Raw genomic sequence first — 23,806 nt, 5'->3', positions numbered from 1 at the left:
GAATGTCGTACACGGTATGTTGCAATAATGTAGTAAGGTGCCCAGCGGCGGTTTTACCAATTAAGTTACATAAGATGTGTTTCATAGCTCTTTTAGCCTTTAAGTTACTGCTTGCAAAACTTCTAAATAGAACAGCGCTCGGCATTAAGTGGGCTGTAACTCACTTTAAGGTCCAAGATACTGGTTTAGCACACTCTGATAAGAAAACCCATGCCCCGGGTCATGGGCATCTTGCTTATCATCCCGTGCATTTAGTTACCAGTTTTTAGACCGGGAATCCAAGCGACTGCTTCTAGACTAATTCAAACAAAGAAGAATCGCAAACATATGTTAATGAGACAAATATAATAAAATATTTCAATCGTTCGCTATAGCAAACAGATATTTTTTAATTATTGATTTGATTTGGGAGTGATATTATTTTATGGAGAATAATACGGACAAGAATGAGATTAATAAGGCCAATGCTTTGGTCAACAAATATCTGTGTGCGTTCATATTTGAAAAATTCTTAATAAAACCAAAAAACCAACAGGGAATTGAAGTAAGCCAAAACCAATACGCTAAATTATGTGGCTTATCATCTTCAACTATCACTAAGTTAAAAGAATCGTCAGGTTATGATCTGCCTATGTCTACGATTTACAATATATGCCGACACGAAAAATACTCTCTGCAGCAATTCTTTAAGGAATTTGAAATTAAGTATGGTGTGAATATTCCACTATAAAACTTAAATAACATCTACTACCATTCTTGACCGGAATATAGGTGATATTCATTGCAACATCTGATTGACCATTTCACTTTTAATACCTTGATCGAGAACTTAACCAAAAAGTTTAAGAAGCGTTTGCTTTACATTCCACTAATCAGTTCTTTTGCTTTGTCCAACGTATATGCTCCGTGGACTTCTTTTTTGTCAAAAATCATAAAGTAGGCAAAGTCATTTCCTGCCTGTTTTTCCCATTCGTTCCCAAGTCGGCATTTTGCGGCACTATCGGTGTTGTCCAAATGGTCGCCTTTCGTTTCTACTAAAATCGTCTTGCCTGATTTTGTCCGCATAATAAAGTCAGGGTAGTGGTTGGCTTTAAATCCATTTATGTAAAACCCTTTTCCACGCTCTAAATTCCTATGCCAAAACTCAATGTTTGAAGATGTCCCTAGTTCCATAGCCACCCGTTCTTCAAAGTTGTTCATTGAGCCTTCTTTTTCGTATAGTGAATTACCAATTGGCTATTTCGGAGTGATGGTGCCACCTGTTTCGGTCAAACAGTGCCACTTTGAAAGATCTTTCAATAATACAAAAAAAATGTGTTAGACGTTTTTTATAATTCCTTTTCTTAAGCTTTCCCCTTTTAGGTCCAACCTATGTGAGGAGTTCACGATTCTGTCCAATATGGCATCCGCAATGGTACTTTCCCCTATAATATCATACCACGCGGATACGGGTATCTGGGAGGCTATAATGGTGGAGGCCTTTTTGTAACGGTCGTCGATGATATCCATCAGGGCCTCCCGGGCGTGGTTGTCAAAGCTCTGCAGCCCAAAGTCGTCCAGGATCAACAGGTCCGTTTTCAGGATCTTGTCCAGTTCCTTGAGATAGGTACCGTCCACTTTGCAGAGTTTCAGTCTTTTGAGGAGCCTGGCCGTATTGGCGTATATGGCCCTGTGTTCCATCATACATGCCTGGTGCCCCAGTGCCTGTGCCAGATAGCTCTTGCCCGTTCCAGAGGCCCCGGTGAGGATGATGTTTTCCTTCCGGGCCATAAAATCCAAGGTTCCCAGGCGCGCGAACATGTTCCTGTCCAGGTTGCGCTGTTGGGCATAGTTCACCTCGGCCAGGTTGGCGGACTGAGCGAACCCCGCCTGTTTCAACAACCGTTGGATCTTCCTGTTCTGGCGGTCCTCCCACTGGTGGTCCGTGAGCAGGGCCAGGTATTCGTCCGCGGTAATGTCGGCCACGGCGTTGTCCCTTACATGTTGTAAGTGCAGTTGGGCCATGGCCGTAAGGCGCATCTGTTTCAATTTTTCGATTGTCTGTTCATTGTTCATAATATATCGGCTTTAAGTTAATCATCATTGATAAGCGGAGGCGCCACGTATGTTCCCGTGGTCCGGGATGTGGCTCTTGTCCTCTTCGAGGTCCCGGTAGAACAGGGAGCTTTTGTCCAAATTGTTCCTCAGTATGTTCCTGATACGAATATATGTGGCGGCATCCGCCTGCAGGGCCCTTTTGCAGGCATTGTCCAGGCGTTCCGAGCCATAGGCCCTATGGAGCTGTATGACTCCCATTGCCCTTTTGTATCCTATTTCCGGATAGTCCCCCTTGGCAAGTATTTCCTCCACACAGCCCAGTACATGGTCGCCATGGCGGGCCGCTTTCCTTTTAAAGAACTCCGGGCTCCAGTCACTGTAGTATTTATGGGTGCTGCTAAGGTGTTCTTTATTGGTATTATAGCTGCCTTTTTCCGGATGGCGCCCGTGCAGCGCGATCCGCCGCTGGTGGTAGTACACCTCCACCATGGAACCCGTATAGTGGATGGTGGTCTCCTTTCCGATATAACGGTAGGGCACGCTGTAATAGCTCTTGTCCGGGGAGAAGTATACATAGCCCATCTTCTGGACCTTGGCCCTGCGGTAATCCTTTAGCTCGTACGCACTCCCGGGCAGGGGCTTGAGGTATTCCCGTTCCACGGATTGGAACAGCTCCCTGCGGCTGGCCTCCTTTCGTTTGAACAATAGATCGTTATAGGCCCCCAACAGGCGTTTTATCTCCCGGTTCAGGTCGGCCAGGGAGAAGAACACCATTTCCCGTATCGGGTAATAGATGCGCTGATAGGCAAGGTGCACGGCGTTCTCCACCAGGGCCTTGTCCTGCGGGGAATACCCCCGGGCGGGGTTTATGGCGCAGTTGTAATGGCGTGCAAAATCCTTGAAGCTCCGGTTGATATCGGCCTCATATCTGCTGGCCCTGGTCACCGCGGATTTCAGGTTGTCCGATACGATGGCCTTGGGCACGCCACCGTAATAGTTCAGGGCATTGGTGCAACAAGCGATCAGGTCTCCCCGTTTTTGGCTCCTGCAGGCCTCCACATAGGTATACTGGCTATTGGGAAGGATGGCCACGAACACTTCCACCGGGATTACTTCCCCTGTGGCCCTGTCGACGATATGGAGCTTCTTGCCCGCGAAGTCGATGAACAGTTCCTTGCCGGGGTCGTGCTCGAGCTTCATCGAACCTTTGGCCTTGGCATATTTGCGACGGTAATGTTCCAGGAACTGGGTATAGCCATAGGGGTCCTTGGCCGTTTGCACATAATCCCGGTAATGGTGGAGGAAGGTAAATCCGGGATGGTTCCTAGCTTTGTTGATTCCCTCAAAAGACCGCATGAGCTCTTCGTAGCGCTCATTGTCTATGGTCGTATGGGATGGGAAGAGGGCCTCCAGGGCCCCATTGTCAAGGGCCAACAGTTCCTTAAGGGAACGGTCGCAGGCCACGAAAAGGCGCATATAGGTATTTACCGTATTACGGGATATCCCCAGGGTTGCACCTATCTTTCGGTTGCTCAGCCCATCGAGGTGCAAAGAAATAATCTGTTTCAGGTCCATTGGATCAAGTGTATTGGCCATATCGCTTGTTTTTAAGCGACAAGGTAATTGTTACTTGATCTTTCAAAGTGGCACAAAACGAAACGTTATACGTCCCGTTCCCGACAAAGGTGGCACGGATAGAACCGAAATCACTGGCACAAAACGAACCGAAACGGATCGGGCCGCAGACTAAAAGTGGCACAGTTCAAACCGAAATGCCTGGCACTATAACTCCGAAATGGGTGGCACAAAACGAACCGAAGTATCCAACCAATCGAAGAACCTGTGTTTCCTGGAACTATTTCCTTGCTTAAATTCCAATTCCTTTTTGTGCTTATTCGCTTAGACTTTATTAAATCCATAAATCGACCTTCGGCATAGGAATCTGATAGTTTTCTAATGTGAGCCTTGATTTTGTCGGTGTAGCTCCATTTACGCACCAAAATATCTCTCAATTGCTCAGTACTCATACTGTTCAGAATACGACCAATATAAACCTTGATTTCTTGGTCTGGAATTGGGTACATATTTCCGATAATCTGCATCATTTGATGTGTGATGTCAGTTATCTGATATTCTTTTGGTTTTGCCAAAATGTATTCGGCAATTGGGTCTTTCACTAAATTGTCTTCAATCTTTGTGAATGAAGGTCTATACTCGTTTTTTTTAGCTTCTTCCAAGTCAATTTTGTACAGGTCAGAAGAAATTTTGTCAAAGTCAATTTTGATGTCTTCGTCTGACAGCTTGAAGTCTTTGAGCAAAGATTCTCTGTTTAGTAATTCTTCATCTGTTCCAAAAATATCGCTTGCGGTTACCTTGATAAAGAACTGTGGAAACTCGATTTTATCAATAAACTCTTTGTAGGCTTCTTTTACCTTATAGCGTTTTACTTTATCACCCATTTCTTGAAAAATATTTTCGTCAACAGGCTGTTGTTCCTGTTCTTTGATTTGTTCTTCTAATTGTCGGTTTTGTTCTTCCGCAATGGCTTCAATTTCATCTATAACCGTTGTTGTTTCAGGTTCTTCTTCATCTGCACTTGGGTCAAACGTTACTCGATTGGTGTCGATGTTTTCATCTTCTTCTTGTTCCGTTTGTTGTTCAGGGAAAAGGAAAGATTCAACTGGGTCAGTAGTAACCGTTTTCCTTTCTTCTTCGGTCATCTTATCGACTTTGCGATAATCCTTTTCACTAAATCCTGATTCTTGCAAGCCTTTTACAATACTTTGCAAAGTCTCATTGAATTTCGCGGATGCCGTTAAAACGTAAGAAAGGTTTAGTTGAAATGATTTGTGCCTTTGCACATAGGGCTGACGCAACACACGACCTAATATCTGCTCAACATCTACTGCACTTGATTTGTCTGCCAATGAAGCCAAAATGTAGGCAAACGGACAATCCCAACCTTCTTTTAATGCGTTGATGGTTATAATGTAGCGGACTTCACAATCCTTGCGCATCAAATCAATACCTTTCAATTCGTCAATGTTGGCAGTTTTGATTTTTATTTGATTTTCGGGAATACCCAAACTCAACAACTGTTCTTTCAGCTTCTCGAAAGTTGTATTGTCGTCCTTTGTTTTGGGTTGTGCCTGAAACAATACAATAGGTCTGATGTATTTACCACCTCCTGTTTCTTGCTTTTTAGCAAGGTTTTCCAACTTACGTTGTAAATGCAAAGCATTATTGATGACTTCCGTTTTATCGTGATTGTTGTAAACAATTACAGGAAGTTTTACCATATGTTCCTTTTTCAGTTCAATGGCAGGAACAAGGCTTACAATATTGCTATTATCTTTTGGTGTTGCAGTTAAATCGAGAATAAAAGACGGATTTAAGTTCTTGAGCATATCCACACTTAAATCACTTTCCGCATTGTGACTTTCGTCCACCACCAAAACAGGGTTGAGATAACGCAAGACGTTTATTAGAGCAGTATCGTCCACACCGTCTAAAATGTGTTCGCTGTTTTTGAATTGCGATACAAAGGCTTCTAACTGTCCATTTTCTTGGTAAACTTTTCGGTCGTCTTTGTTTCTTGCTCGCAAACTGGCAAAACTCATTACAAAAATGCTCAATTGGTCTTTTACAACTGTTGGATTAAAGTTTGAGCCTTGTAACAAATCTCCTTTTTGATAGACTTCTACTCGATGATTGAAAAGCGTATTGAGTTTTTGGCGATACGGATGCTCTGGATTTGAAAGTGCTTCAAAGGTTTGTTGCAATAGGTTACTCCAAGGCACTAACCAAATAACGGCTTTGGGCTTGCTGGAATCGTACGCCTGAAAAATGGAATGCAAAGCATTTACGGCAATAAAGGTTTTACCACCTGCGGTCGGCACTTTAACCGCAACGTGAGCGGCATTCGGGATGTTGTTTTTATAGGGCTGCATTCCTGTTCCGTCCAACGGATTGTACGGACCGATTTTATCTTCCCAATATTTATCGAAAGCCGTTTTTAAATCTTTTTGCTCTTGAACGTAGGTTAAGTATTCTTCAAGATTTTCAATTACTTTCTGTTGATAGCTCTTTAATTCCATATTTCTAATAATTTAACGTGCACAACATTTGGTCAATCTTTAAGCATATACTGATATCCTGCACAACATTCTACACATATTTGTAGATGTTCCTGAAACGTGCACAAGAAACTTTGATTTGTTGTGCATATCGATTTCTTTATTTAAGTTACTGACTATCACCTGTTTTTAAGTATTTGCAGCAAAGCAACATTGATGTAATAGTTGAACTTGCCAATTTTCACTTTGGTAAGCAATCCTCTATCTGCAAGGGTGTTCAAGTAACTTGAAGCTGTGTTTCTGTGAATTTTTAATTCACGCTCTAAAAAGCTGTTCTTGGTATAAGGATGCTTAAAAAGAATATTGATTAAATCGTGGCTATAAAAGCTAAAGTTGCTGCGGATTTCTTTTTTGTAGTCGTCCATCAACACTTAAATTTTGTTAACTACTACAATGGTTTCTTTAGCGGTGATTTCCACGCCTTTTAGCATCCACACAATCCATTCTTCCCAACTACCTTTGGTGCGTACTTCCTGCAACAATCGGTAATAATCGCTTTTGTTTTTTATGATGTAGCTGCTCAGGTATAGCACAGGAATATCCAACAAACCTTGCTGCACCAAATACAAAATATTTAGCAAACGTCCTGTTCTGCCATTACCGTCTAAATAGGGATGAATGCTCTCAAACTGAAAATGGATAACGGGCATTTTAATTAAGGCATCTGTTTCGTGAAATTCAGGCACGTTGATGTATCGTTCTAAATTATCAAACAAAGCTTTTATATCGTCATAGTGTTGTGGTGGTGTGTAAACCACTTCTTGCGTTTTCGGATTTTTTAGAACTGTTCCCGGAATTTTCCGAATGGGGTGGTTGGGCGAAATAATATGTTGAATCCTGGAAATATCGTTAATGGTCAACAATCCTTTATTGCGAACAATATCCAATCCTAATTTAATTGCATTTGAGTAATTGAGTGCTTCTTTTGCCGTTACCGAAGCCACCGTTTCGTCAATACTGGCTTGGTACATTTCATCATCTGTAGTGACAATGTTTTCAATTTCATTACTGTCTTTTGCTTCTTGAAGCGTAAGCGTATCAAGTAAAATCTGAGAGTTAGGAATTTTAGAGACTTCTCCTTTTAATTGCCCTAAAGCCCGTGAAGCTTTGTTGAGTTGCTTTAAAATAGCTACAGACTCACAATCAACACTTGGTGGCAGGTTTTGTATTTTGATTTCTTCCATAGCTTAAAATCTTGTGATGTCTCTTGGGATTTTCTTGAAAATGATGTTCTTCTTCGCCATAAATTCCTTTGGTAACAAACAATTGTCAGCATAAATGATGTATTGCTCGCCTTTGGTTTTTATGAGTTCTAATGCGTCAAAATCCAAAGTTGTCAAACGGTCTTTCTCATAAATGAAATAGTAAGCCGATTCGTCTTTTTTGCCTAAAAAATAGGATTCTTGGTTTGGTTCTTTAAAAGAAGTACGAGTTTCTGAAAACCAAATGTATTCTCTGATTTTTGGCAAACCCACTTCTTCATTCAGGTTTTGATTTTCGTCAAAGAATGGTAAACCGAGTTCGTAAAAGTCAAATGCTCCGCCTGTTCCTGCTACTGCTTTTGCTCCTGTACCATATCCTTTGGTTACTCGCTTTACTCTTTCTGCTGTAATGCCATTGGCGTAATCTTCCATTTCTACCAAAATGAATTTCCGATTGCCACCATCTTGTTTATTTATATTCAATACTGCGTGGGCTGTTGTGCCTGAACCTGCGAAGGAGTCGAGAATTATGGAATTTTTGTCTGATGAGAGTTGTAATACCCTTTCAACTAACCTCGATGGTTTTGGTGTGTCAAAAGGGAAATTAGATTTTCCCATTATAACTTTTAAATCCTGCTTTGCTTCTTGATTGTCACCAACTTCTTCACGAAGCCATAAAGTCAAAGGAACGGTTCCTTGCTGAACCTCATTCATAAACTTTTTTACGGACGGAACATTTTTTCCATCTTTTCCAAACCATATCCTGTTGTCTTGGATTAGTTCTTGAAGTTTTTCTTTATTAACACCCCAACATCGCCCATTTGGTGGAGAGACAATTCTTCCTGACGGAGTTTTAATTTCATAATCTGTTGATTCGGAATATGTCTTAACAGACAAATCACTCGATTTCCAAGGTCCTCGAGGGTCATTGTCCGGATTTTTATATCTCTTATTCTGAGCTTCTGTTCTCGGAAGTAAATTTCTTTTCCAATTATCTTTTGACTTTGCATAGCACAAAACAAAGTCGTGCATATCGGACAAATACCGTGCATCATTCTGAGGGCTGTATTTTTTCTGCCAAATAATGTTATTGATAAAATTTCTCACTCCAAAAATCTCATCACAAAGCAATTTCAAATTAGCCTGTTCATTGTCGTCTATTGAAATAAAAATCGCCCCATCATCAGCCAATAGTTTGTGTACCAACTTTAATCGTGGGTACATCATACATAGCCATTTGTCGTGTCTGCTTAAATCTTCTCCATCTTTACCCACCACTTCACCGAGCCATTTTTTTATTTTGGGGTGGTTTACATTGTCGTTATAAACCCAATTTTCATTTCCTGTGTTGTAAGGGGGATCTATGTAGATGCACTTTATTTTTCCTTCGTATTCAGGCAGTAGGCTTTTAAGTGCTTCAAGGTTGTCACCGTGTATTATTTTGTTTCCTGCCTTCGCTGAAACTTCGGCAGGCAGACCGCTTGTTTCGCCCTTTTCAGCATCAAAGTGGTATTTGTGTTCCAATACTCGGTATGGCACATCTTGGTGGTGGCTCACCACCTTGTCTTTTCCTATCCAATTGAGTGTTGGCATATTATTTCTCTTTTACTTTCTTCGGTTCAACAATAATTTCCTTCTCGTAATTTTTGAGAATGGAATTCGATTTATACAACACTCGTCCGCAAGGGATTTTCTTACTCGAATCACTCAAATGGGTATGTTGGTCATCAAAAAAGATGTGAGCACCAAAAGCTTCTAATACTTTTTCTTTTGGCAGTCCACCCATAAAATAGGCTTCATCTACATATACGTTCCAATGCCTTAGCGTTTTGATTACACGCATATGGCTTGGTGCGTTACGAGCTGTTACGATTGCAATACGAAGTGGTGAAAGTTCTTTTTCGACAGGCAAAAAATCTTGAATGTCAGACAGCTTCCTTAGAAGCACTGCGAAAGGTCCGTCATTCAAGGGAACATCTTCGTTTTCCTTTTCGTGTTTGTGGAATGCTTCAATATCTTTCGTCTTGTATATGATTTCAGATTCTTCTGAAAACACAACAGCATCAGCATCAAAAGCAAATTTCACCCTGTCTGTTTCAGGTTTAAAATTTTCTGGCGGGTCGTATATTAAGGCAGTTGCACAATTCGCTGTGTCAACAAGCTTTTGAACATCACTTTCATCACGAGACAGGAAAAGGTCAACATCAAATGCATCAATGAAAGGTGCAAGTGGTTCACCACCTGAAAACGCCCATCTTGTAATTGGAAGTTTGTAATGTTCGATAGCCTTTAAAACTCTTACACCTGTTTCTGGACTGTTTCTTGACATTACCACAACTTCAACGATTGGTTTCTCAACATGTGTATTAAGTTTTAGTAATGCCTCCACCAAAGGGAATGCAGTTCCTTTTTCGAGTAGCTTGTCTTCATTAGCTAATTGGTATTCTCTAAATCCGCGAATATTTTGTTCTCTAAAAATTTGCTCTTCTACTTCGAGATTAAAAAGAGCTCTCGAAGAAACACCAACCACTAATATTTTTGAAAAGTCTACTGGCATCTATTTTTCTTTGTTTGATATTATTAAATCCTTCACGTCCACGTACAAAATCACTGATATTACCATCAAAATTTCTAATCTTCGCTGTCTATAGCTTAAGCATAAAAGTGAACCCTATTGTAACTCTATCCCAGTTTTTTAACTAAGCAAATACATTTTATCCAATATTTTTATAATCTCATCTATTCGCTAAATGTAAAGCTATCCACTAAAAGCACTAAGATAGTTTTATATCTAAAAACATACCCTTCATTTCCATGTATTCGGTATATAAAAGTGGGAACAAAATTGAAGTTCACTTTCTAACAACCCTAAAACACACTGTCCAAAGTAGTTGCATCTAATATCTTATTTCTAGAGGAATATCTTGGACTTTGTGGGGCCTTTCCCTTATTATGGCCCAAAGGGACCTTTTTAATTTTTTCCGCGGTTTCCGTAAAATAAAGAATGTATTTGTTGGTGTCTTTCCATTGCTCAATGGACTTAACCTCTGCAATATGGGTTATGGCCGAAATTGGTGCTACCTGGTAGGCCGCTATATATTTTATTTTGGGAATCATGGATGAATTCAAGCGTATGGCATGCCAACAGTTTTCATCTATGAAGGTTTCCTTAAATCCATCCTCTCTGGCTGGCACTACAATGGTGTCTATCTCTGAGATATCCACTTTTTCGGTGTCTTCAGTCACCTCATTTAAAAAGGGTTGGAAGTCATATAAGATTTCTCCTTTTTTGTTCTTAAAGCGTTTTATGGTGGTTACCTCTACCGGGAATTTAAACCTGCTGATCAAAACGGTCTCCAATTCTTCGCCTAGTTCATCTATAATAAGCAGGGCATTAAAGGAGTCCTTTTTGTGAATAATGGTTTCAAGGAGATAATCCACATTTTCATAACCAAACTTCTTGGCAAATTCCTCACATTTGTTCCATTCTGGTTTTCTTTTCTGCAACATCTCCTTGATGATGTTTTTTACTTTTACCTTGCTGGTTTCAAAGGAAAGGGAAAACTCTAGAATCTGTACTGCAATATGCTTCAGGTGTTGATGGCTGGCCAAGTCGTTCTCTACTACAAATATTTTAGGATCTTGACTATTGGTGAGATCTATTAAATAGCCATCCGGTAAATTATTGGTCCTGCCTTTTTTACCAATCCTTTTCTTGTCGTCCAGATAGATACGCTGAGGACCAAAAAGAGCATCCTTCACTTAATTAACCGCATCTTCCAATTCCGATTCCCTTTCGTACGGGATTTCGGTAAATTTATTTCCTTTATTCCAAAGCATTTAATAACTCCTAAGTAGTGTCTATAATTGATGTCAAATAATCACCTAATTTAATAAATCTTTTTCGTTGGCCTAGTTATTAATTTAATGGTTTAAGGCACTGCTGCCTCCTACCCTATTTTTTTGGGATCTGGCTATAGTTCGTTTGCTTGATTTTATGGAACTAAAGAAAAATAATTCTTTGGGAAGTTGGTTATGGGAAACCGTAATTGGAGATGTTTCTAGTTTCTATTGTCCATAGTAGCACAATTGGTCCGAAATGCATGGCACTTTAACCCGTAGAATCCACCAAGACAACGAAGAAAGAATAGCGAACTGTAGGCTTACAAATTGGGGTAGGCAAGGCCGCCTTGGCGGTTTTTATAAAAACCGGACAACATAAGCCACAAAGATGGTTTCTATGCCCTGCATAAACAATGATCTGTTCGGGTGCTTAAAAAACAAAACCACCTTAAAAAGCGGTTATCCAGGTCGTTGTTTTAATAATTCCGGGCTTGCGCAACGGTTACCTTTGTTAGGTTTCGTACTTATTGTTTTTTAAAATATTCAACAAGCTCATAATCCGCCCTGCCAGAATTATCTTTAAAACGTCTTTTATTTGTGACTGTGAGTTTACCGTCAATTATTTGGTAAGTCACAAGACTTTCAGCAAATTCCTGATCCCAAAGAAGTTCAAACTTATCCGTTCCTTTTTCTATATCATTCGCAACATTTTCGCCCCAATCGCAATCCTCTGGGTGACAGTCGCCCCACATTTGCACAACGTAGCTGTTGTTCTTATACGAAATTTTGCATTTGGTAATCGATCTTGTTTTGTCGTCTTCATTTAACCATAAACCATTGAAATCGTTGTTCCAGTAATTTTCCAATGCCGTATTTGAATGTTGGTTTATCCTATTATTTTCGTTATCAGGGGATTGAACATTGATATTCCAAAAGAATATGAGTAGCGAAAGGGTAGCGATGAATAATTTCATAGTTCTTGAATTTTAGTTTTATTGTATGAAACCTAACAATAGAATATAGTAACTAGTGTTTATATTCCTATTATAGGTCCAATTTAATAAATTTTTTTAGTTGGTCTAGTTATTAATTAGATGGTTTATAGCTCTGCTACCTCCTGCCCTATTTTGTGGGGTCTAGCTGGCATGGGTTTGCTTATTTTTTTGTGGAACTAAAGAAAAACAAATACTTATAAAGGAAGTTGCGGGAAAATCACATGCGACTTGCTCTGAGAGCTTTTTTGCCAACGAAAATTTACTAGCTTATGCGGTCGGTCTTCATTGTTTTAGACCAGCCTTTATTAAAGATTAATACGATTCCATACTATAGCCAGGCCAAATCCCAATGTCAAATGAACAATGCCCCATAATATCGACACGGCCACGATACCCCCAAGAGAGGGGAAAAATGCGATCCCAAGCCCAATGGCTAAGGCAACATTTTGAAATGCAACCTCAATGGCTACTGCTCTACGTTCAGCTGCCATAAGCCCCGCCAGCCTTCCTATTCCCCATCCTAGGCCAACTGCTATCACGAAAGTGCAAAGAACCGGAAATAGTGCAGTTGGAGCTAGAAGAGCAAGGGACTTGAAGTTGCTCCCTATGAGCACAGCAACGATCACGGCAAAGATAATCCCTGCAATAAGCCGAACTGTACCACGGATAAGATTGGCAGTGATGGGACGCTTTGCACGTAAAATCATACCCGCAGTGACGGGGATAACCAACATGATTAGCAATGTTAATATCACGCGCTGTGGATCCATGCTGATATTCTGAAATACCGCATGTGTAGAAGGGTTCATCGATGCCCAAAAAGCAACTAAAAGCGGTGTAAGTACGATACTGAAAAGTGTAGAGATCGTGGTCATACTTATAGAAGTTGCCACATCTCCGTGTGCAACACCGGTGAGATAGTTAGACAAAGCTCCTCCAGGACAACAAGTGACCAGCAAAAGTCCAAGTGCAATACTTGGTGAATCGGTCAGGTAAAGACCGGTCAGAAAGGCAATAGCGGGCAGGATTCCAAATTGAGCAACAAGTCCTATTGTGGGGGCTTTTGGTCTTTTAAGCACTCTCAGCAGTTTCTCCCATGTCAAGTCCAAGGATACTGCAAAGACCAAAAACCCAACCATGACACCGACAATCATACCGATTCGAGGATCGAAATTGAATGGTATTTGATTAATGTCGTCCACGAGAAGTTTTTTTTAAGGGATAGTAGGTTTCTCTCCAAGCATACAATGAGCTCCAAATTTTACGCTGTCATTACGTTCAGTTCGGCAATTGACAAATCCCGCACTCTGAAATTCTGCTTCGAGATCTGCAAGCTCATGGAGATAAAAACCGTCTGTTGCCACGGGTTTAAAGCGCATAAAATTTTCCCGCACAGGAAAGGTAATGGCTGCTCGTCCATTGGGTTTGAGAACACGGAACATTTCTTTAAAAACCGCTCCTGGATCTTCAATCACATATGCAGTGGCTACACTACATGCCTTGTCAAATGTATTATTTTCAAAAGGAAGTGCATTGCCTTGAGCCAAATGTAATTTAACCCTACCATCAGAAATGGCTTCGGCGTTTTTCTTCGATGCCATTTCTATTGCGGTCTTCGATATTTCCACTCCTGTGACAAAACCTCTGATTGCTTTTTGCAATAGTAATTTAATATTCGAGCCATCCCCGAAACCGATTTCAATAATCTTGTCTTCCGTCTGAATCTCTAGAAGGTCGGCGGTCCACCGAGCATGTGCAATGGTCTTTGGTGTCATCCACGCAAATAAGATCTTGCCAAAAAGACCTTTTGGGTATTGCATCTGTTTGCCGATTGTTTTCAATAAATTCATTGTAGTATTTGTTTAGCTTTCGTTTCAATAAACCGCCGCATAACAATTGTATATAGTAATAAGTTATCATATACAATTGTACATCTAATTTAATAAAAAATTTTGTTCGCCTGGTGTTAATTAAAGGCCTGCTTGCCGTCACAAACAATACCCTGTTTTTGTTGGGTCCAGCTTCATTGGCTTGCATAATTTCAACTCTTAAAGAAAAATGGCTAAAAAGTAAGTTCCGGGAAACCGTAAAACGTGAATAAAATTATGACACATAAAAATTAAAAAGTGCACAATAAGACCAAAATGCTTGGCAGATTATGATGGAGTAAACTTAGCAATCTCCATTGTAAGGAAAAACATGACCCGGTTCAGTCAACACGGTCTTCATGTTTGGCTCCCGCTGTTTAAGCGGGACAGGCTGTACCGACCACACGAAGACTTAGTTATTAGCCACAGTAATTTTTATTCCAGTTTTAAACTTATAAATGCCTTTAAATCAGAATAATTACCTCCACCGCCACAAGTCCGAAATAAAATGTTTAAGTCAGGGTCCAAAACAATGAAAGTAGGATAGCATTCTATTCTCAAACCACCAATTATTGGTGAAGACATATCTCCCGATTTAGGCTTTCCTTTAATAATTCCATTATACCAATTCATATGGTTCTTTGTAGCGTATTCTAGTACAGGTTTAGTGTCCAACTCAAAAGCCAAACTTACGAACTCTAGTTTGTCCCCATATTTTTGGTGTAACTTGACCAATTCGGGGGTAAGTTCTTTACAAGGTGCACACCATGTGCCCCAAAAATCCAGAAGTATTAGGCCTTTTTCCTTGGCTAAACTTTTTAAAGTTGTAGTCTCACCATTTAAATCAGTTATCTGATAATTTTTTGAAATCTCGTTTGTTCTGAACCCGTATTTAACCCCCTTAATATTAACCTCATTTAATGTTAACTTTGGAGGAAAAGTGGATAAACTATCGATTACATAATATTTGTTGTTTAGTCTTAATGTGTCTTTTAAAAGGTATTTTGCAAACATTTGATGATTTTGCGTATAAAATGATGTGTCCGATTTTTTAAAGATAAATTCGTAACTCTTCCATCCCTTATTAACACCAACACCATAATTTTCGTTTTCCATATTAAATGTCCCGTACAAAAAATCATGTTTAAGGGCTGCGAGTTGCAGACTGTGCTTAAATTTTTCAGTCGCTGTTTCTTTTTTATAAGTAAAATACTTTGGTGCAGGGAGAAATTGAAGATACGTCAAACCTCTGTGAAATTTGTCTCCGGACAGTTTAGTAACTTCAATTGATTTTATTTCAAAGGAATCACGGTAATTTTCATTTTCGGAAACATTTTTTTGAAATTCTACAATTTCATCATCACTAAAATCTTTGTTGCCATTCAAATCAAGGATGAAATACTGCATTCCTTTATTGAAACCACTTAGGGCATAAATTTTGGTGTCTACTGAATCAATTGTTTCTTGTTTTAACTTTTTCTCTTTTACTTTTGATTGTAAATCCCGAGGATTTATCGTGTTTAAATACATCACAAAAGAACTGTCTTTGTTTATAATTCCATTGAATTCTTTGGGTATTGAATCAAGAAATCTTAAAGCGTTTAAAGATTTTGAAAATGGATTGTCAACCTGATTTATTTCCAGGTCGACAGTTATTGATCGGGGTGATTTTTCTTTTTTACATGATAATGTTGTTAGGAAAATCAAGAAGAAGATTATTTTCATTTTCATAATGATGAATTTCAGAATTATCGGGCATATCGGTCAAGTATAAGAGCAGTAGCGGATTTCAAGGAGATTCCTTGTGCGCCACTACCAAAGTTTATTAAATGCACCAACCTTTGATTTTCCACTACACCCGCTATTGCTTATTTACAATGTTAGCGGGTCGTTGTTTTTTGTTCGTCATTAACGTACTCTAAAATGTCACCAGGTTGGCATTCTAACACTTTACAAATTGTATCCAAAGTGCTAAACCGTATTGCTTTTGCTTTTCCAGTTTTTAATATGGAAAGATTGGATAAAGTCAATCCAACTTTGTCAGAAAGTTCATTAAGTGACATTTTTCGTTCAGCCATTACAACGTCTAAATTTACTACAATTGCCATAGCTTAAACTGTTAAATCGTTTTCGTTTTTAAAATCAATTGCATTTTGCAACAGCTTTTTGAGAACAGCGGCAAAAACCGCTACCACCAAAGGCACACAGGCGAATGCAAAAGCAAAAACTATCACCCCTGGTGCATCGTCTATCTCCGCAAAATGGAAGGCAGCCGGCATATATACCATAAGTGCGATGCTCATAGCCACGGCACAATACACTATTTTTTGCAGTATACGAACCGAATCCTCAGAAAATGCTTTGTTCAGGTCAATGTATGAGAGGAGTTTTATGCCAAAATACAATGCAAGGAAAAATGGTATCGTAGCGGCATAAAGCGATGCCATCACCCAATAACCTGACTTCGATTCCTGCGGAAAATCCGCTGTAAAACCCTCGCCGATGTGGGGAAAGGCAAATACACAGAAAGATAGAACGACAAGTCCCACAATGACAATTACGATTCGGAGAAATACTGTTGAAAATTTATTCATACCCATTATGAATTTGATGTTTATGCCAGCATAATATACAAATATTTATTGAAATTCAATCAATATATATCGATAAATGATAAATATTTTATGATTAGGCTAAATTGAAAATTCAGAATCTAAATTGTCTGGCTGGTGGTGTCGTTTTACAATGCCCGCTAACGTACGTATATAGCAGCTAGTGCTTATATTCCTCTTCTTGAACTAATTTAGTAAATCTATTTAGATTGGCTGATTATTAATTTAATGGTTTATGGCTCTACTGCCCCTAACCCAATTTTGTTGAGTCCAGTTTCACTTGCTTGCCAAATTACATGCCTTAAAGAAAAACAATTCTTTGAGAAGTTGTTTACGGAAAACCGTAATTTGAGATTTTTAAGTTATGTGGTAGTCTAAAAACGGCGGAAAAATTAGGCAAGTGGGATACTTCCTGGCCAATGAAAAACCGGCTAAGATCGAAAATACAGTCTTCATGTTTAGCTCCCGCAGGCTATTGGAATCAGACAGGGCATAGCAAATTCACAACCGGTCTTTGTAAGCAATGGGATAGAAGTTCTGTTTGGACCGATCTAATAGCTGAAGCTTAACCCCAATAAATATAGTTAAAAATGAACCTATGTTCTTAATAAATCCAGGGTGCACTTATCACCGTTTGTATCATAATAAGGGGTGATTTTAGACTTTTTTGTAACAAAGTAAAGGTTGTTGTGTTCTATAGCTGACCTATTTTGCTGCTTTACCCCGTATGTGAGATGGTGTGAGAGGTGCAATGCGTTGCTACTTAGGGGCGGATTTACCCGCTAGATTGGCGAAATTTTTATTATTTCTTTAATATCCTATAAAAATATCGAAAAATCAAGTTACTATGACATGGTCCATTTTATCGATTTGGTGACTGTTAGGAGTTAAGTATCTGTCGTACTATGTATTTAGCATCTCTCCTTGTTCCTGTAATTGTATCTGATGTCATTGAATAAAGGAAATTCAGACCAACAAAAAATAGGCCTGGTTTCTTAATAACTACTCCCCTTACATGCTCAGGTTCTTGAGTACTTTCAAAAATGGGCAAATCGATCCAAGAAAAACCAGGGGTGAACCCTGTTGACCATATAATATTTTGGACCTTAAGTGTGCGGTTATCATCAAGTAAGGGCAAGCCCTGTTTTGCGCCAATGACGCGGGGAACACGCTCCACACCAGCCGCGATCAAATCACAAGATTTTACACGTACAAGTGGCCCTCCAGTGATTAACACCCTCGGTCTTATTTTGCGACCAATACCTGTTCGAATTGTTAAGATATGATGACCAACAAAGCGTACTAAGCGAATAAGCAAATATCGAGCGATTACTGATTCGATTCGAAATGGGACATGGCCCACATCCCTTCCTGAAAGATATGTTTGACGTTCATTGGCCAGTTCAAGAGCAATATCAGCCCCGGAATTACCGGCGCCAACGATTAAAACACTCCCGTCCCTAAGTTGGGAAGGGTTTCGATAATCTTTGGAATGCAATTGTGTGATCTCGGGATTAATATATTTTACAAATTCTGGAACTTTTGGTTTTTGATAGTTGGACATGGCAATAACAACTTTTTTAGCTTTAAAAGTTTGGTTACCGGCTTCTACTTCAAAACCTTGTTCATTTTCATATAGCCTATCAACTCTAGTATTTGTTATAACGGGCAGTTTGAACTTTTCCGAATACTTCTCAAGGTAATCTGCCATTTCATCTTTCGTAATGAATATATGCCGTTTTCCAGGAAATGGCATGCCGTCCAAGCCATTTAGGTATACCGGTGTAAAAAGTTTTAGTGAATCCCAACGATTGCGCCAAGCATCACCTATTCTTTTGTTGGCATCTAAAATCATAAATGACCTTCCAGCTTTTGCCAATCCATATCCAACGGATAGTCCGGCCTGTCCGCCGCCAATAATTATGGTTTCCACATCTAGGTTCTTTTTGACGTTTATATTAGTTTCCATACCAAACAATTTAAGTTGTTAAAACGCAACAATTCGAATATTGATTTTAATAACTCAAAGCTAAATAAAGTAACCATGTGGATGTTTTCTGAAAGGTCAAATAACTTTACTGAAAAGCTGAAGAAGGAATTAATAATTAGTTTTTATGTGATTTGTACTGTCCCGGAGGTATGCCATATTTTGCCTTAAAAGTCCTAGTGAAGTGGGATTTGTTTTCGAATCCACTGTTCATGCAAACCATATCAAGTGTTTGATCTGTGGTATCTATTAAATACTTACTGTGCTCAAGTCGTTTGCTCAGCAACCATTTGCCCGGTGAGGTATTGTGTGTCTTTGTGAACTCACTTTTGAAGGAAGAAAGGCTTCTAGCGCACAGCCTGGCGTATTCAGAAATGGAAAGGTTATAGACGAAATTGTCTTCCATTATTTGTTTTATTGATGGTCTTGTTGATTGGGCTATTTCCTTAAAGTAACGTTTAAGAGGTAGATGCTTACTAGTTGATAGTATGCTAACAATAAGTTCTTCAAACTTCAACTTTAACAACGAGTTTGCAGGTGGTTTTGGCTGATAGAAATAGGCCAGTAAAGAATGGAAATATGTTTGTAAAATTTGGTCCGGGCCAAAGGGATATACAGCATCGCATGATTCTATCGAATCAGATTCCAATGGAAACTTATACTTTATCATAACAGACCTGATAAAGTCATCTGGAACAAAAACCATCAACTCACAAAAATCTTCTTGGTACTCACTTTCTATTAGAATACTGCCTTTCTTCACAAAAATACAATCTCCTGCCCATATTGGATATTGGTTGTGTGGTGTTTTTACCAAAGTTCGTCCTGTCAAAATGAAAGCAAAAAAATTGTTATTGGACCATACGATGTCACTTGATGCTTCAACTGGACATTTAAATTCTGCAAATAGTAATTCGTCCACTTTAAATACCCTGAACATGTTACTATGCTCAATAAAGTCTTGAATGTTATTCATTGCCCAATCCTTTTTTAGACTTTCGCCATTTGCAGTGCGGAACTGCACACAACTACTGTACGGTCCAGCGGTTAGCAAAAATCTCTTTGTTTTATTTTTTCCATCGTTAAAGCAAAACCCGAAAGATTTTACGCTGCCCGATGTGATGTTCAAATCTGCATCCATGGACTTATTTCAAACCAAGGACGCAATCTGACGTGCCCTGCCTTTGCACTATGCGGTATCGTATCTAAACTTACAATGTTAGGGGAGGTTAATCTGTTTTATTTGGCCCTAAGTTAAGAATTTTTGTTTATTGGGAGACCAGTCTTCGTTTTTTGCTCCCTCAGGATCTTGGGGACAGGTTGTACTGACCACGTTAAGACTTAGTTATTGTGCAAATTTTGAAATTTTAATTGTAAGCTTGTTTCGTTTGTTTCGTTTAATATTATAAAGTACAAAACTGTTAGACCAAAATGGAAACATACAATAACGTTAATAAGGCCTCAAAAGAGGAGCAAAAGGTTGATATTCAATTATATGATGCTCTTTCTACTGTGATTAAGGACTTAAAGTCAAAAAATCCAGAAATTGAGATAGATGAGACCCAGGAGAGAATTAAAATTCCATTAAGCGCATTGAAACTTTTAGTAGAGATTTTGGAAGCAATGAGTAAAGGAAAACCATTTTCTTTGGTACCAATGCCTACAGAAGTTACAACTCAAAAGGCAGCTGAAATTTTGGGTTGTTCCAGACCTCATTTTGTTAAGCTTTTGGAAGAAGGCAAAATAGATTTCACAAAGGTTGAAAAACACCGAAGAGTAAAGTTTGAAGATGTAATGCAGTACAAAAGGAAAATAAAGGAAGCTCAGAAAAAGCATATTATTGATATTATGCAATCTGACGAAGAAATCGGATTGTATGATACATAGTGTGCTTTTTATTTTCATCTTGGATACAAATGTTATTTATCCAATCGAGATAAGAGATCTACTTTTTTAGTTTGCGAATTATGATTTATATAATCCTAAATGGAGTGAGCATATTTTTGATGATTTGGTTTCTTATATTGGCACAAAACCAACTAAATAATCAGGAATTTCAGTAATTGCCGTAAAAAGTAATAACCATACCAAGTACAATTAGCACGGCCTTCATGTTGGGCTTCTGCAGATTTTTCAAAACAGGTGGTAGTAGTAGTAGTAGTAGTAGCACTAAGGCCTAGTTATTGTGGCAATTACTTTATTTTTTGATTTTTATTATTTCCTCCTTTAGTTTTGGTAGTTCTCTCACGATTATTGTCCAAATAACTTCATCAGAAATGTTGTCATATTCGTGTGCAATTCTGTTTCTTGTCCCGATAATTTGTCTTGCGTTTTGTATTTCAATTTTTGTGTTCTTGTAATTTGTTATCCTGTTAACCGATTCTCCGCTTCTCCGATAATTTCAATATTTCGCTCGACCGCTTTTTTGGTTTTTAAGTCTTTTTAAAATTCTAGAAAATCTTATATTTCAGACAAAAAGTCGAAAATCTCATCTATTGACCTTAAGATATCCTCAAGCCAAGCATTTATTTTATTATCCATAAAGAACAACTTTTGACTCGTCTATTTCCTTTCTAAAAAATGAGTTCTTTATTCCACGTTCTTCTATCAGGTCTATCTGTCTTTTTAATAAATGTTCCAATTTATCCTTTAATTGAAAATACAAGTCTGTATATTCCAACGGATCATTTTCTTCAAAGTCAACAACAAAGTCAATATCGGATTCTGAAGAAAAATTGTCAGTCAATACCGAGCCAAAAACTGAAAAGTTCTTAACTTTATATTGTTCGCAAAGCTGTTTGATCCGTTCTATATTTTTTTCTGATATTTTCATAAATAAATCATATAAATAACAAATTTACGGTTTTTCCGAGAGTTTATCTGGAGGGACTATTTTTGTTCAGGTTTACCTTCTGCGCTTACCATGCTATTGAAATTGGCTCCTTTTTATTTAGCACCAATTTAAGAGTTTTTGTTTTGTGTTGGGGAATTTTTTCTAGTTTTCAGTGAGATATATAAAGATTAACGCGGAATACCTACCACTGACTTAAGGAATATCTTAAAAATTAGTGGGCCAAATGGTAGGGCGAATTTGGAGCCAGGGTTTGGTAATATGGTCATCAAGTTTGGCTCTCTTAGTTTTTTTTTGGGGGAACGGGCAGTACCATACAAATTCACAACCGTTATTTGCAAGCAATGGGATACGTTAAGTCTGGAACGATCTAATGATTGACACTTAACCCTCATAAATATGGCAAAAATTGGCTGTATGTTTCTAATAAATTATGCGTGCACATATCACTGATTATAACCTAACAAGGGGTTATTTTAGACTTTTTTGTAACAAAGTAAAGGTTGTTATGTTCTTTACCTGACCTATTTTTGATAATTTTCACCTTCACTGGATTGCCAAACAATATAACTAGAGAAAAAAATCTACTCCTTTAATAGCTATTTGCGGGAATCGCTGATGGCTTTCAATCTTCAATCGTTAACCATCCACTTTTGGACCATCGGGGCATTAGGCCTACCAAGGAAAAATGCCTAGTGGCTAGTTGGCCAGCCAAATTAAGGAAAGGCACGAGTCTGCCTAGCCAACCTTCCTTTACTAATTGATATTCAGCCATTTATTCGTTCCACCACACAGCCAAATTGCATTGAGTCCATATTCTTTTAAAAGTTTTGCTCCTTCTGCTGAACGACCACCACCTTTACCACAAGCTGTTACAAACTGATTTTTTTTGTCAAATATTGAAATGCTGTCTTTCAAATCTTGAAGTGAAATGTTCAAGGCATTTGGAATGTGTCCTTGCTCGTACTCTTCCTTGCTTCTTACGTCAATGATTTGAATTTTTTTGTTCGCTTGAAGCGCCTGTTTTACTTCGTTAACTTCAATACATTCTTTGTTATTTTTTATTTGTTCTGGCATACGGAACTTAATTATTAATGAAGAAATAATAGTCAGTCCACCTATTAAGAATATGGCATATTCTACTCCGAACAAGTCAGCTGTTATTCCTGAAATTACTGCTCCGAAAGCATAACCCAAATCTCTCCAAAGTCTGAAAGTTCCTATGCTTTCTGCACGTTGTCTTGGACTTGTTGCTTGGGCAATTGCGGAAAGGAATGTAGGATAGACCAATGCTGTTCCTAATCCTAAAATTGCAGAAATGGAAGCCAAAACATAAAAATCACTACTAAACGGAATTAGTAATATGGCTAAACCTTGCAAAAGCATTCCCCAAAAGAGCATTACTTTTTTTGAGTAGTGGTCGGACATTTTTCCAGTAAATAGCTGTCCGATTCCCCAAACTGTTGGGTAAATAGCCGTTATGATCCCGATATTTTCGTTGTTGTAATTCAGGGACAAAAGGACAATTGGAAGTAAGCCCCAAATCATTCCGTCATTTAAGTTATTGACAAGCCCTGCCTGTGTAACGGAACTCAATGTCTTGTTTTTAAAAGTGGTTTCTAAAAAAACATTATCAAGTGGAGCTGTTTTGTCTGTCGCACTTTCTTTATGAACAAATACTCTGGTATCTTTCACCCACAAGGAGGTCAAAATAAAACCAACGATAGAAATGAAAATTCCAATGTAAAATGGATAGGGTGTAATGCCATACGTGTCGGCAATATATCCTGTAAGAAATGCAACAATTCCAACTGCAAAATATCCCGCGAACTCGTTTAAGCCCATTGCAAAACCACGGTCTTTTTCGCCAACAAGGTCAATTTTCATCACTACCGTACTGCTCCAAGTCAAGCCTTGACTTATGCCTAAAAGTACATTGGCAAAAATTACGAAACTCCAACTAGGTGCATAGATGAGCATAAACGGAATTGGAATAGCAATGAGCCAACCGAATAGCAATAAATTTCTACGTCCAAATTTGTTAGCGAGTCTTCCTGTGTAATAGTTGGCCAAGGCTTTAGTAATGCCAAATGCAGTAATGAATGAAAGTATGGCAGTTTTAGAAGCTACACCAAATTCTAATTCGGCAAATTGCGGAAAGATAGAACGTTCCATTCCAATCATTCCGCCAACGAAAGCGTTAACGATAACCAAAAGCGTAAACTGCTTCCAATTTTCTTTTAATCCGAGTTTGATATTTTCTGCCATCTGTTTT

The 23,806-nt window shown here is 38.7% G+C and carries 19 protein-coding genes and 1 pseudogene; 1 reads left to right on the top strand and 19 read right to left on the bottom strand.

All coding sequences use genetic code 11. The features are described 5' to 3' along the window. Positions 1 to 858 precede the first annotated feature (858 nt). The 16 genes and pseudogenes from U735_RS0103480 to U735_RS0103405 all read right to left on the bottom strand — a co-directional run bounded on the left by U735_RS0103480 (position 859) and on the right by U735_RS0103405 (position 19,821). A complete protein-coding gene (locus tag U735_RS0103480) occupies positions 859 to 1,200 on the bottom strand; it encodes a hypothetical protein (protein ID WP_031442495.1) in 342 nt (113 codons plus the stop codon). Between the two features lie 117 nt (positions 1,201 to 1,317). Continuing rightward, entirely contained in the window at positions 1,318 to 2,055 is a 738-nt protein-coding gene (gene istB / locus U735_RS0103475; RefSeq protein ID WP_031442494.1) for an IS21-like element helper ATPase IstB, read from the bottom strand. Between the two features lie 24 nt (positions 2,056 to 2,079). Further along, positions 2,080 to 3,633, bottom strand: a complete 1,554-nt coding sequence (istA, locus tag U735_RS0103470) for an IS21 family transposase (protein WP_031442493.1) — start codon at positions 3,631 to 3,633, stop codon at positions 2,080 to 2,082. Between the two features lie 110 nt (positions 3,634 to 3,743). Next, on the bottom strand, positions 3,744 to 6,134 hold the full coding sequence (locus U735_RS0103465; RefSeq protein ID WP_232233161.1) for a DEAD/DEAH box helicase: 2,391 nt from the start codon (positions 6,132 to 6,134) through the stop codon (positions 3,744 to 3,746). A 158-nt stretch (positions 6,135 to 6,292) separates the two neighbouring features. Continuing rightward, positions 6,293 to 7,357: pseudogene (locus U735_RS24395) on the bottom strand (Fic family protein). 3 nt (positions 7,358 to 7,360) lie between these two features. After that, positions 7,361 to 8,968: a site-specific DNA-methyltransferase gene (locus tag U735_RS0103455; protein WP_031442491.1), complete on the bottom strand. Its 1,608-nt coding sequence runs from the start codon at positions 8,966 to 8,968 to the stop codon at positions 7,361 to 7,363. Position 8,969: 1 nt separating this feature from the next. Then, the gene (locus U735_RS0103450; protein WP_031442490.1) at positions 8,970 to 9,932 is read right to left on the bottom strand and encodes a 5'-nucleotidase; all 963 of its coding nucleotides are present in this window, start codon (positions 9,930 to 9,932) and stop codon (positions 8,970 to 8,972) included. 311 nt (positions 9,933 to 10,243) lie between these two features. Next, a complete protein-coding gene (locus U735_RS25685; protein WP_051891856.1) occupies positions 10,244 to 11,137 on the bottom strand; it encodes a hypothetical protein in 894 nt (297 codons plus the stop codon). A gap of 605 nt (positions 11,138 to 11,742) precedes the next feature. After that, a complete protein-coding gene (locus U735_RS0103440; RefSeq protein ID WP_031442488.1) occupies positions 11,743 to 12,192 on the bottom strand; it encodes a hypothetical protein in 450 nt (149 codons plus the stop codon). 326 nt (positions 12,193 to 12,518) lie between these two features. After that, on the bottom strand, positions 12,519 to 13,415 hold the full coding sequence (locus U735_RS0103435; RefSeq protein WP_157364996.1) for a bile acid:sodium symporter family protein: 897 nt from the start codon (positions 13,413 to 13,415) through the stop codon (positions 12,519 to 12,521). 12 nt (positions 13,416 to 13,427) lie between these two features. After that, positions 13,428 to 14,063, bottom strand: a complete 636-nt coding sequence (locus U735_RS24385; RefSeq protein WP_051891855.1) for a class I SAM-dependent methyltransferase — start codon at positions 14,061 to 14,063, stop codon at positions 13,428 to 13,430. A 453-nt stretch (positions 14,064 to 14,516) separates the two neighbouring features. Continuing rightward, on the bottom strand, positions 14,517 to 15,812 hold the full coding sequence (locus U735_RS0103425; protein WP_084681067.1) for a TlpA family protein disulfide reductase: 1,296 nt from the start codon (positions 15,810 to 15,812) through the stop codon (positions 14,517 to 14,519). A 149-nt stretch (positions 15,813 to 15,961) separates the two neighbouring features. Further along, positions 15,962 to 16,189: a helix-turn-helix domain-containing protein gene (locus tag U735_RS0103420; RefSeq protein ID WP_031442484.1), complete on the bottom strand. Its 228-nt coding sequence runs from the start codon at positions 16,187 to 16,189 to the stop codon at positions 15,962 to 15,964. A 3-nt stretch (positions 16,190 to 16,192) separates the two neighbouring features. Then, positions 16,193 to 16,675, bottom strand: coding sequence for a DUF2975 domain-containing protein (locus U735_RS0103415; RefSeq protein ID WP_031442483.1), 483 nt, complete (start codon positions 16,673 to 16,675; stop codon positions 16,193 to 16,195). A gap of 898 nt (positions 16,676 to 17,573) precedes the next feature. Beyond that, complete coding sequence (locus tag U735_RS0103410; RefSeq protein ID WP_051891854.1) at positions 17,574 to 18,662, bottom strand: flavin-containing monooxygenase; 1,089 nt, start codon at positions 18,660 to 18,662, stop codon at positions 17,574 to 17,576. A 136-nt stretch (positions 18,663 to 18,798) separates the two neighbouring features. Further along, entirely contained in the window at positions 18,799 to 19,821 is a 1,023-nt protein-coding gene (locus tag U735_RS0103405; protein WP_031442481.1) for a helix-turn-helix domain-containing protein, read from the bottom strand. A 290-nt stretch (positions 19,822 to 20,111) separates the two neighbouring features. Here U735_RS0103405 and U735_RS0103400 point away from each other — a divergent pair, with 290 nt between their 5' ends. Beyond that, positions 20,112 to 20,567, top strand: coding sequence for an excisionase family DNA-binding protein (locus U735_RS0103400; protein ID WP_031442480.1), 456 nt, complete (start codon positions 20,112 to 20,114; stop codon positions 20,565 to 20,567). Positions 20,568 to 20,877: 310 nt separating this feature from the next. Here U735_RS0103400 and U735_RS25905 read toward each other — a convergent pair whose 3' ends face one another. The 3 genes from U735_RS25905 to U735_RS0103385 all read right to left on the bottom strand — a co-directional run bounded on the left by U735_RS25905 (position 20,878) and on the right by U735_RS0103385 (position 23,799). Beyond that, the gene (locus tag U735_RS25905; protein ID WP_316933009.1) at positions 20,878 to 20,979 is read right to left on the bottom strand and encodes a HepT-like ribonuclease domain-containing protein; all 102 of its coding nucleotides are present in this window, start codon (positions 20,977 to 20,979) and stop codon (positions 20,878 to 20,880) included. A 234-nt stretch (positions 20,980 to 21,213) separates the two neighbouring features. Next, the gene (locus tag U735_RS0103395; RefSeq protein ID WP_031442479.1) at positions 21,214 to 21,513 is read right to left on the bottom strand and encodes a nucleotidyltransferase family protein; all 300 of its coding nucleotides are present in this window, start codon (positions 21,511 to 21,513) and stop codon (positions 21,214 to 21,216) included. A 774-nt stretch (positions 21,514 to 22,287) separates the two neighbouring features. After that, the gene (locus U735_RS0103385) at positions 22,288 to 23,799 is read right to left on the bottom strand and encodes an MFS transporter (RefSeq protein WP_103103987.1); all 1,512 of its coding nucleotides are present in this window, start codon (positions 23,797 to 23,799) and stop codon (positions 22,288 to 22,290) included. Positions 23,800 to 23,806: the final 7 nt, after the last annotated feature.

This window comes from Arenibacter algicola, assembly GCF_000733925.1.
Taxonomy (GTDB): Bacteria; Bacteroidota; Bacteroidia; order Flavobacteriales; family Flavobacteriaceae; genus Arenibacter; species Arenibacter algicola.
Note: the sequence above shows the minus strand (reverse complement) of the source record. Positions and strands in the feature narration are given on the sequence as shown.

What these genes read in the sequence shown, in the direction of transcription:
- U735_RS0103480 (WP_031442495.1), bottom strand. Translation starts at nt 1,200, where the DNA reads ATGAACAACTTTGAAGAACGGGTGGCTATGGAACTAGGGACATCTTCA.
- istB (WP_031442494.1), bottom strand. Translation starts at nt 2,055, where the DNA reads ATGAACAATGAACAGACAATCGAAAAATTGAAACAGATGCGCCTTACG.
- istA (WP_031442493.1), bottom strand. Translation starts at nt 3,633, where the DNA reads ATGGCCAATACACTTGATCCAATGGACCTGAAACAGATTATTTCTTTG.
- U735_RS0103465 (WP_232233161.1), bottom strand. Translation starts at nt 6,134, where the DNA reads ATGGAATTAAAGAGCTATCAACAGAAAGTAATTGAAAATCTTGAAGAA.
- U735_RS0103455 (WP_031442491.1), bottom strand. Translation starts at nt 8,968, where the DNA reads ATGCCAACACTCAATTGGATAGGAAAAGACAAGGTGGTGAGCCACCAC.
- U735_RS0103450 (WP_031442490.1), bottom strand. Translation starts at nt 9,932, where the DNA reads ATGCCAGTAGACTTTTCAAAAATATTAGTGGTTGGTGTTTCTTCGAGA.
- U735_RS0103440 (WP_031442488.1), bottom strand. Translation starts at nt 12,192, where the DNA reads ATGAAATTATTCATCGCTACCCTTTCGCTACTCATATTCTTTTGGAAT.
- U735_RS24385 (WP_051891855.1), bottom strand. Translation starts at nt 14,063, where the DNA reads ATGAATTTATTGAAAACAATCGGCAAACAGATGCAATACCCAAAAGGT.
- U735_RS0103425 (WP_084681067.1), bottom strand. Translation starts at nt 15,812, where the DNA reads ATGAAAATGAAAATAATCTTCTTCTTGATTTTCCTAACAACATTATCA.
- U735_RS0103420 (WP_031442484.1), bottom strand. Translation starts at nt 16,189, where the DNA reads ATGGCAATTGTAGTAAATTTAGACGTTGTAATGGCTGAACGAAAAATG.
- U735_RS0103415 (WP_031442483.1), bottom strand. Translation starts at nt 16,675, where the DNA reads ATGAATAAATTTTCAACAGTATTTCTCCGAATCGTAATTGTCATTGTG.
- U735_RS0103410 (WP_051891854.1), bottom strand. Translation starts at nt 18,662, where the DNA reads ATGGAAACTAATATAAACGTCAAAAAGAACCTAGATGTGGAAACCATA.
- U735_RS0103405 (WP_031442481.1), bottom strand. Translation starts at nt 19,821, where the DNA reads ATGGATGCAGATTTGAACATCACATCGGGCAGCGTAAAATCTTTCGGG.
- U735_RS0103400 (WP_031442480.1), top strand. Translation starts at nt 20,112, where the DNA reads ATGGAAACATACAATAACGTTAATAAGGCCTCAAAAGAGGAGCAAAAG.
- U735_RS0103395 (WP_031442479.1), bottom strand. Translation starts at nt 21,513, where the DNA reads ATGAAAATATCAGAAAAAAATATAGAACGGATCAAACAGCTTTGCGAA.
- U735_RS0103385 (WP_103103987.1), bottom strand. Translation starts at nt 23,799, where the DNA reads ATGGCAGAAAATATCAAACTCGGATTAAAAGAAAATTGGAAGCAGTTT.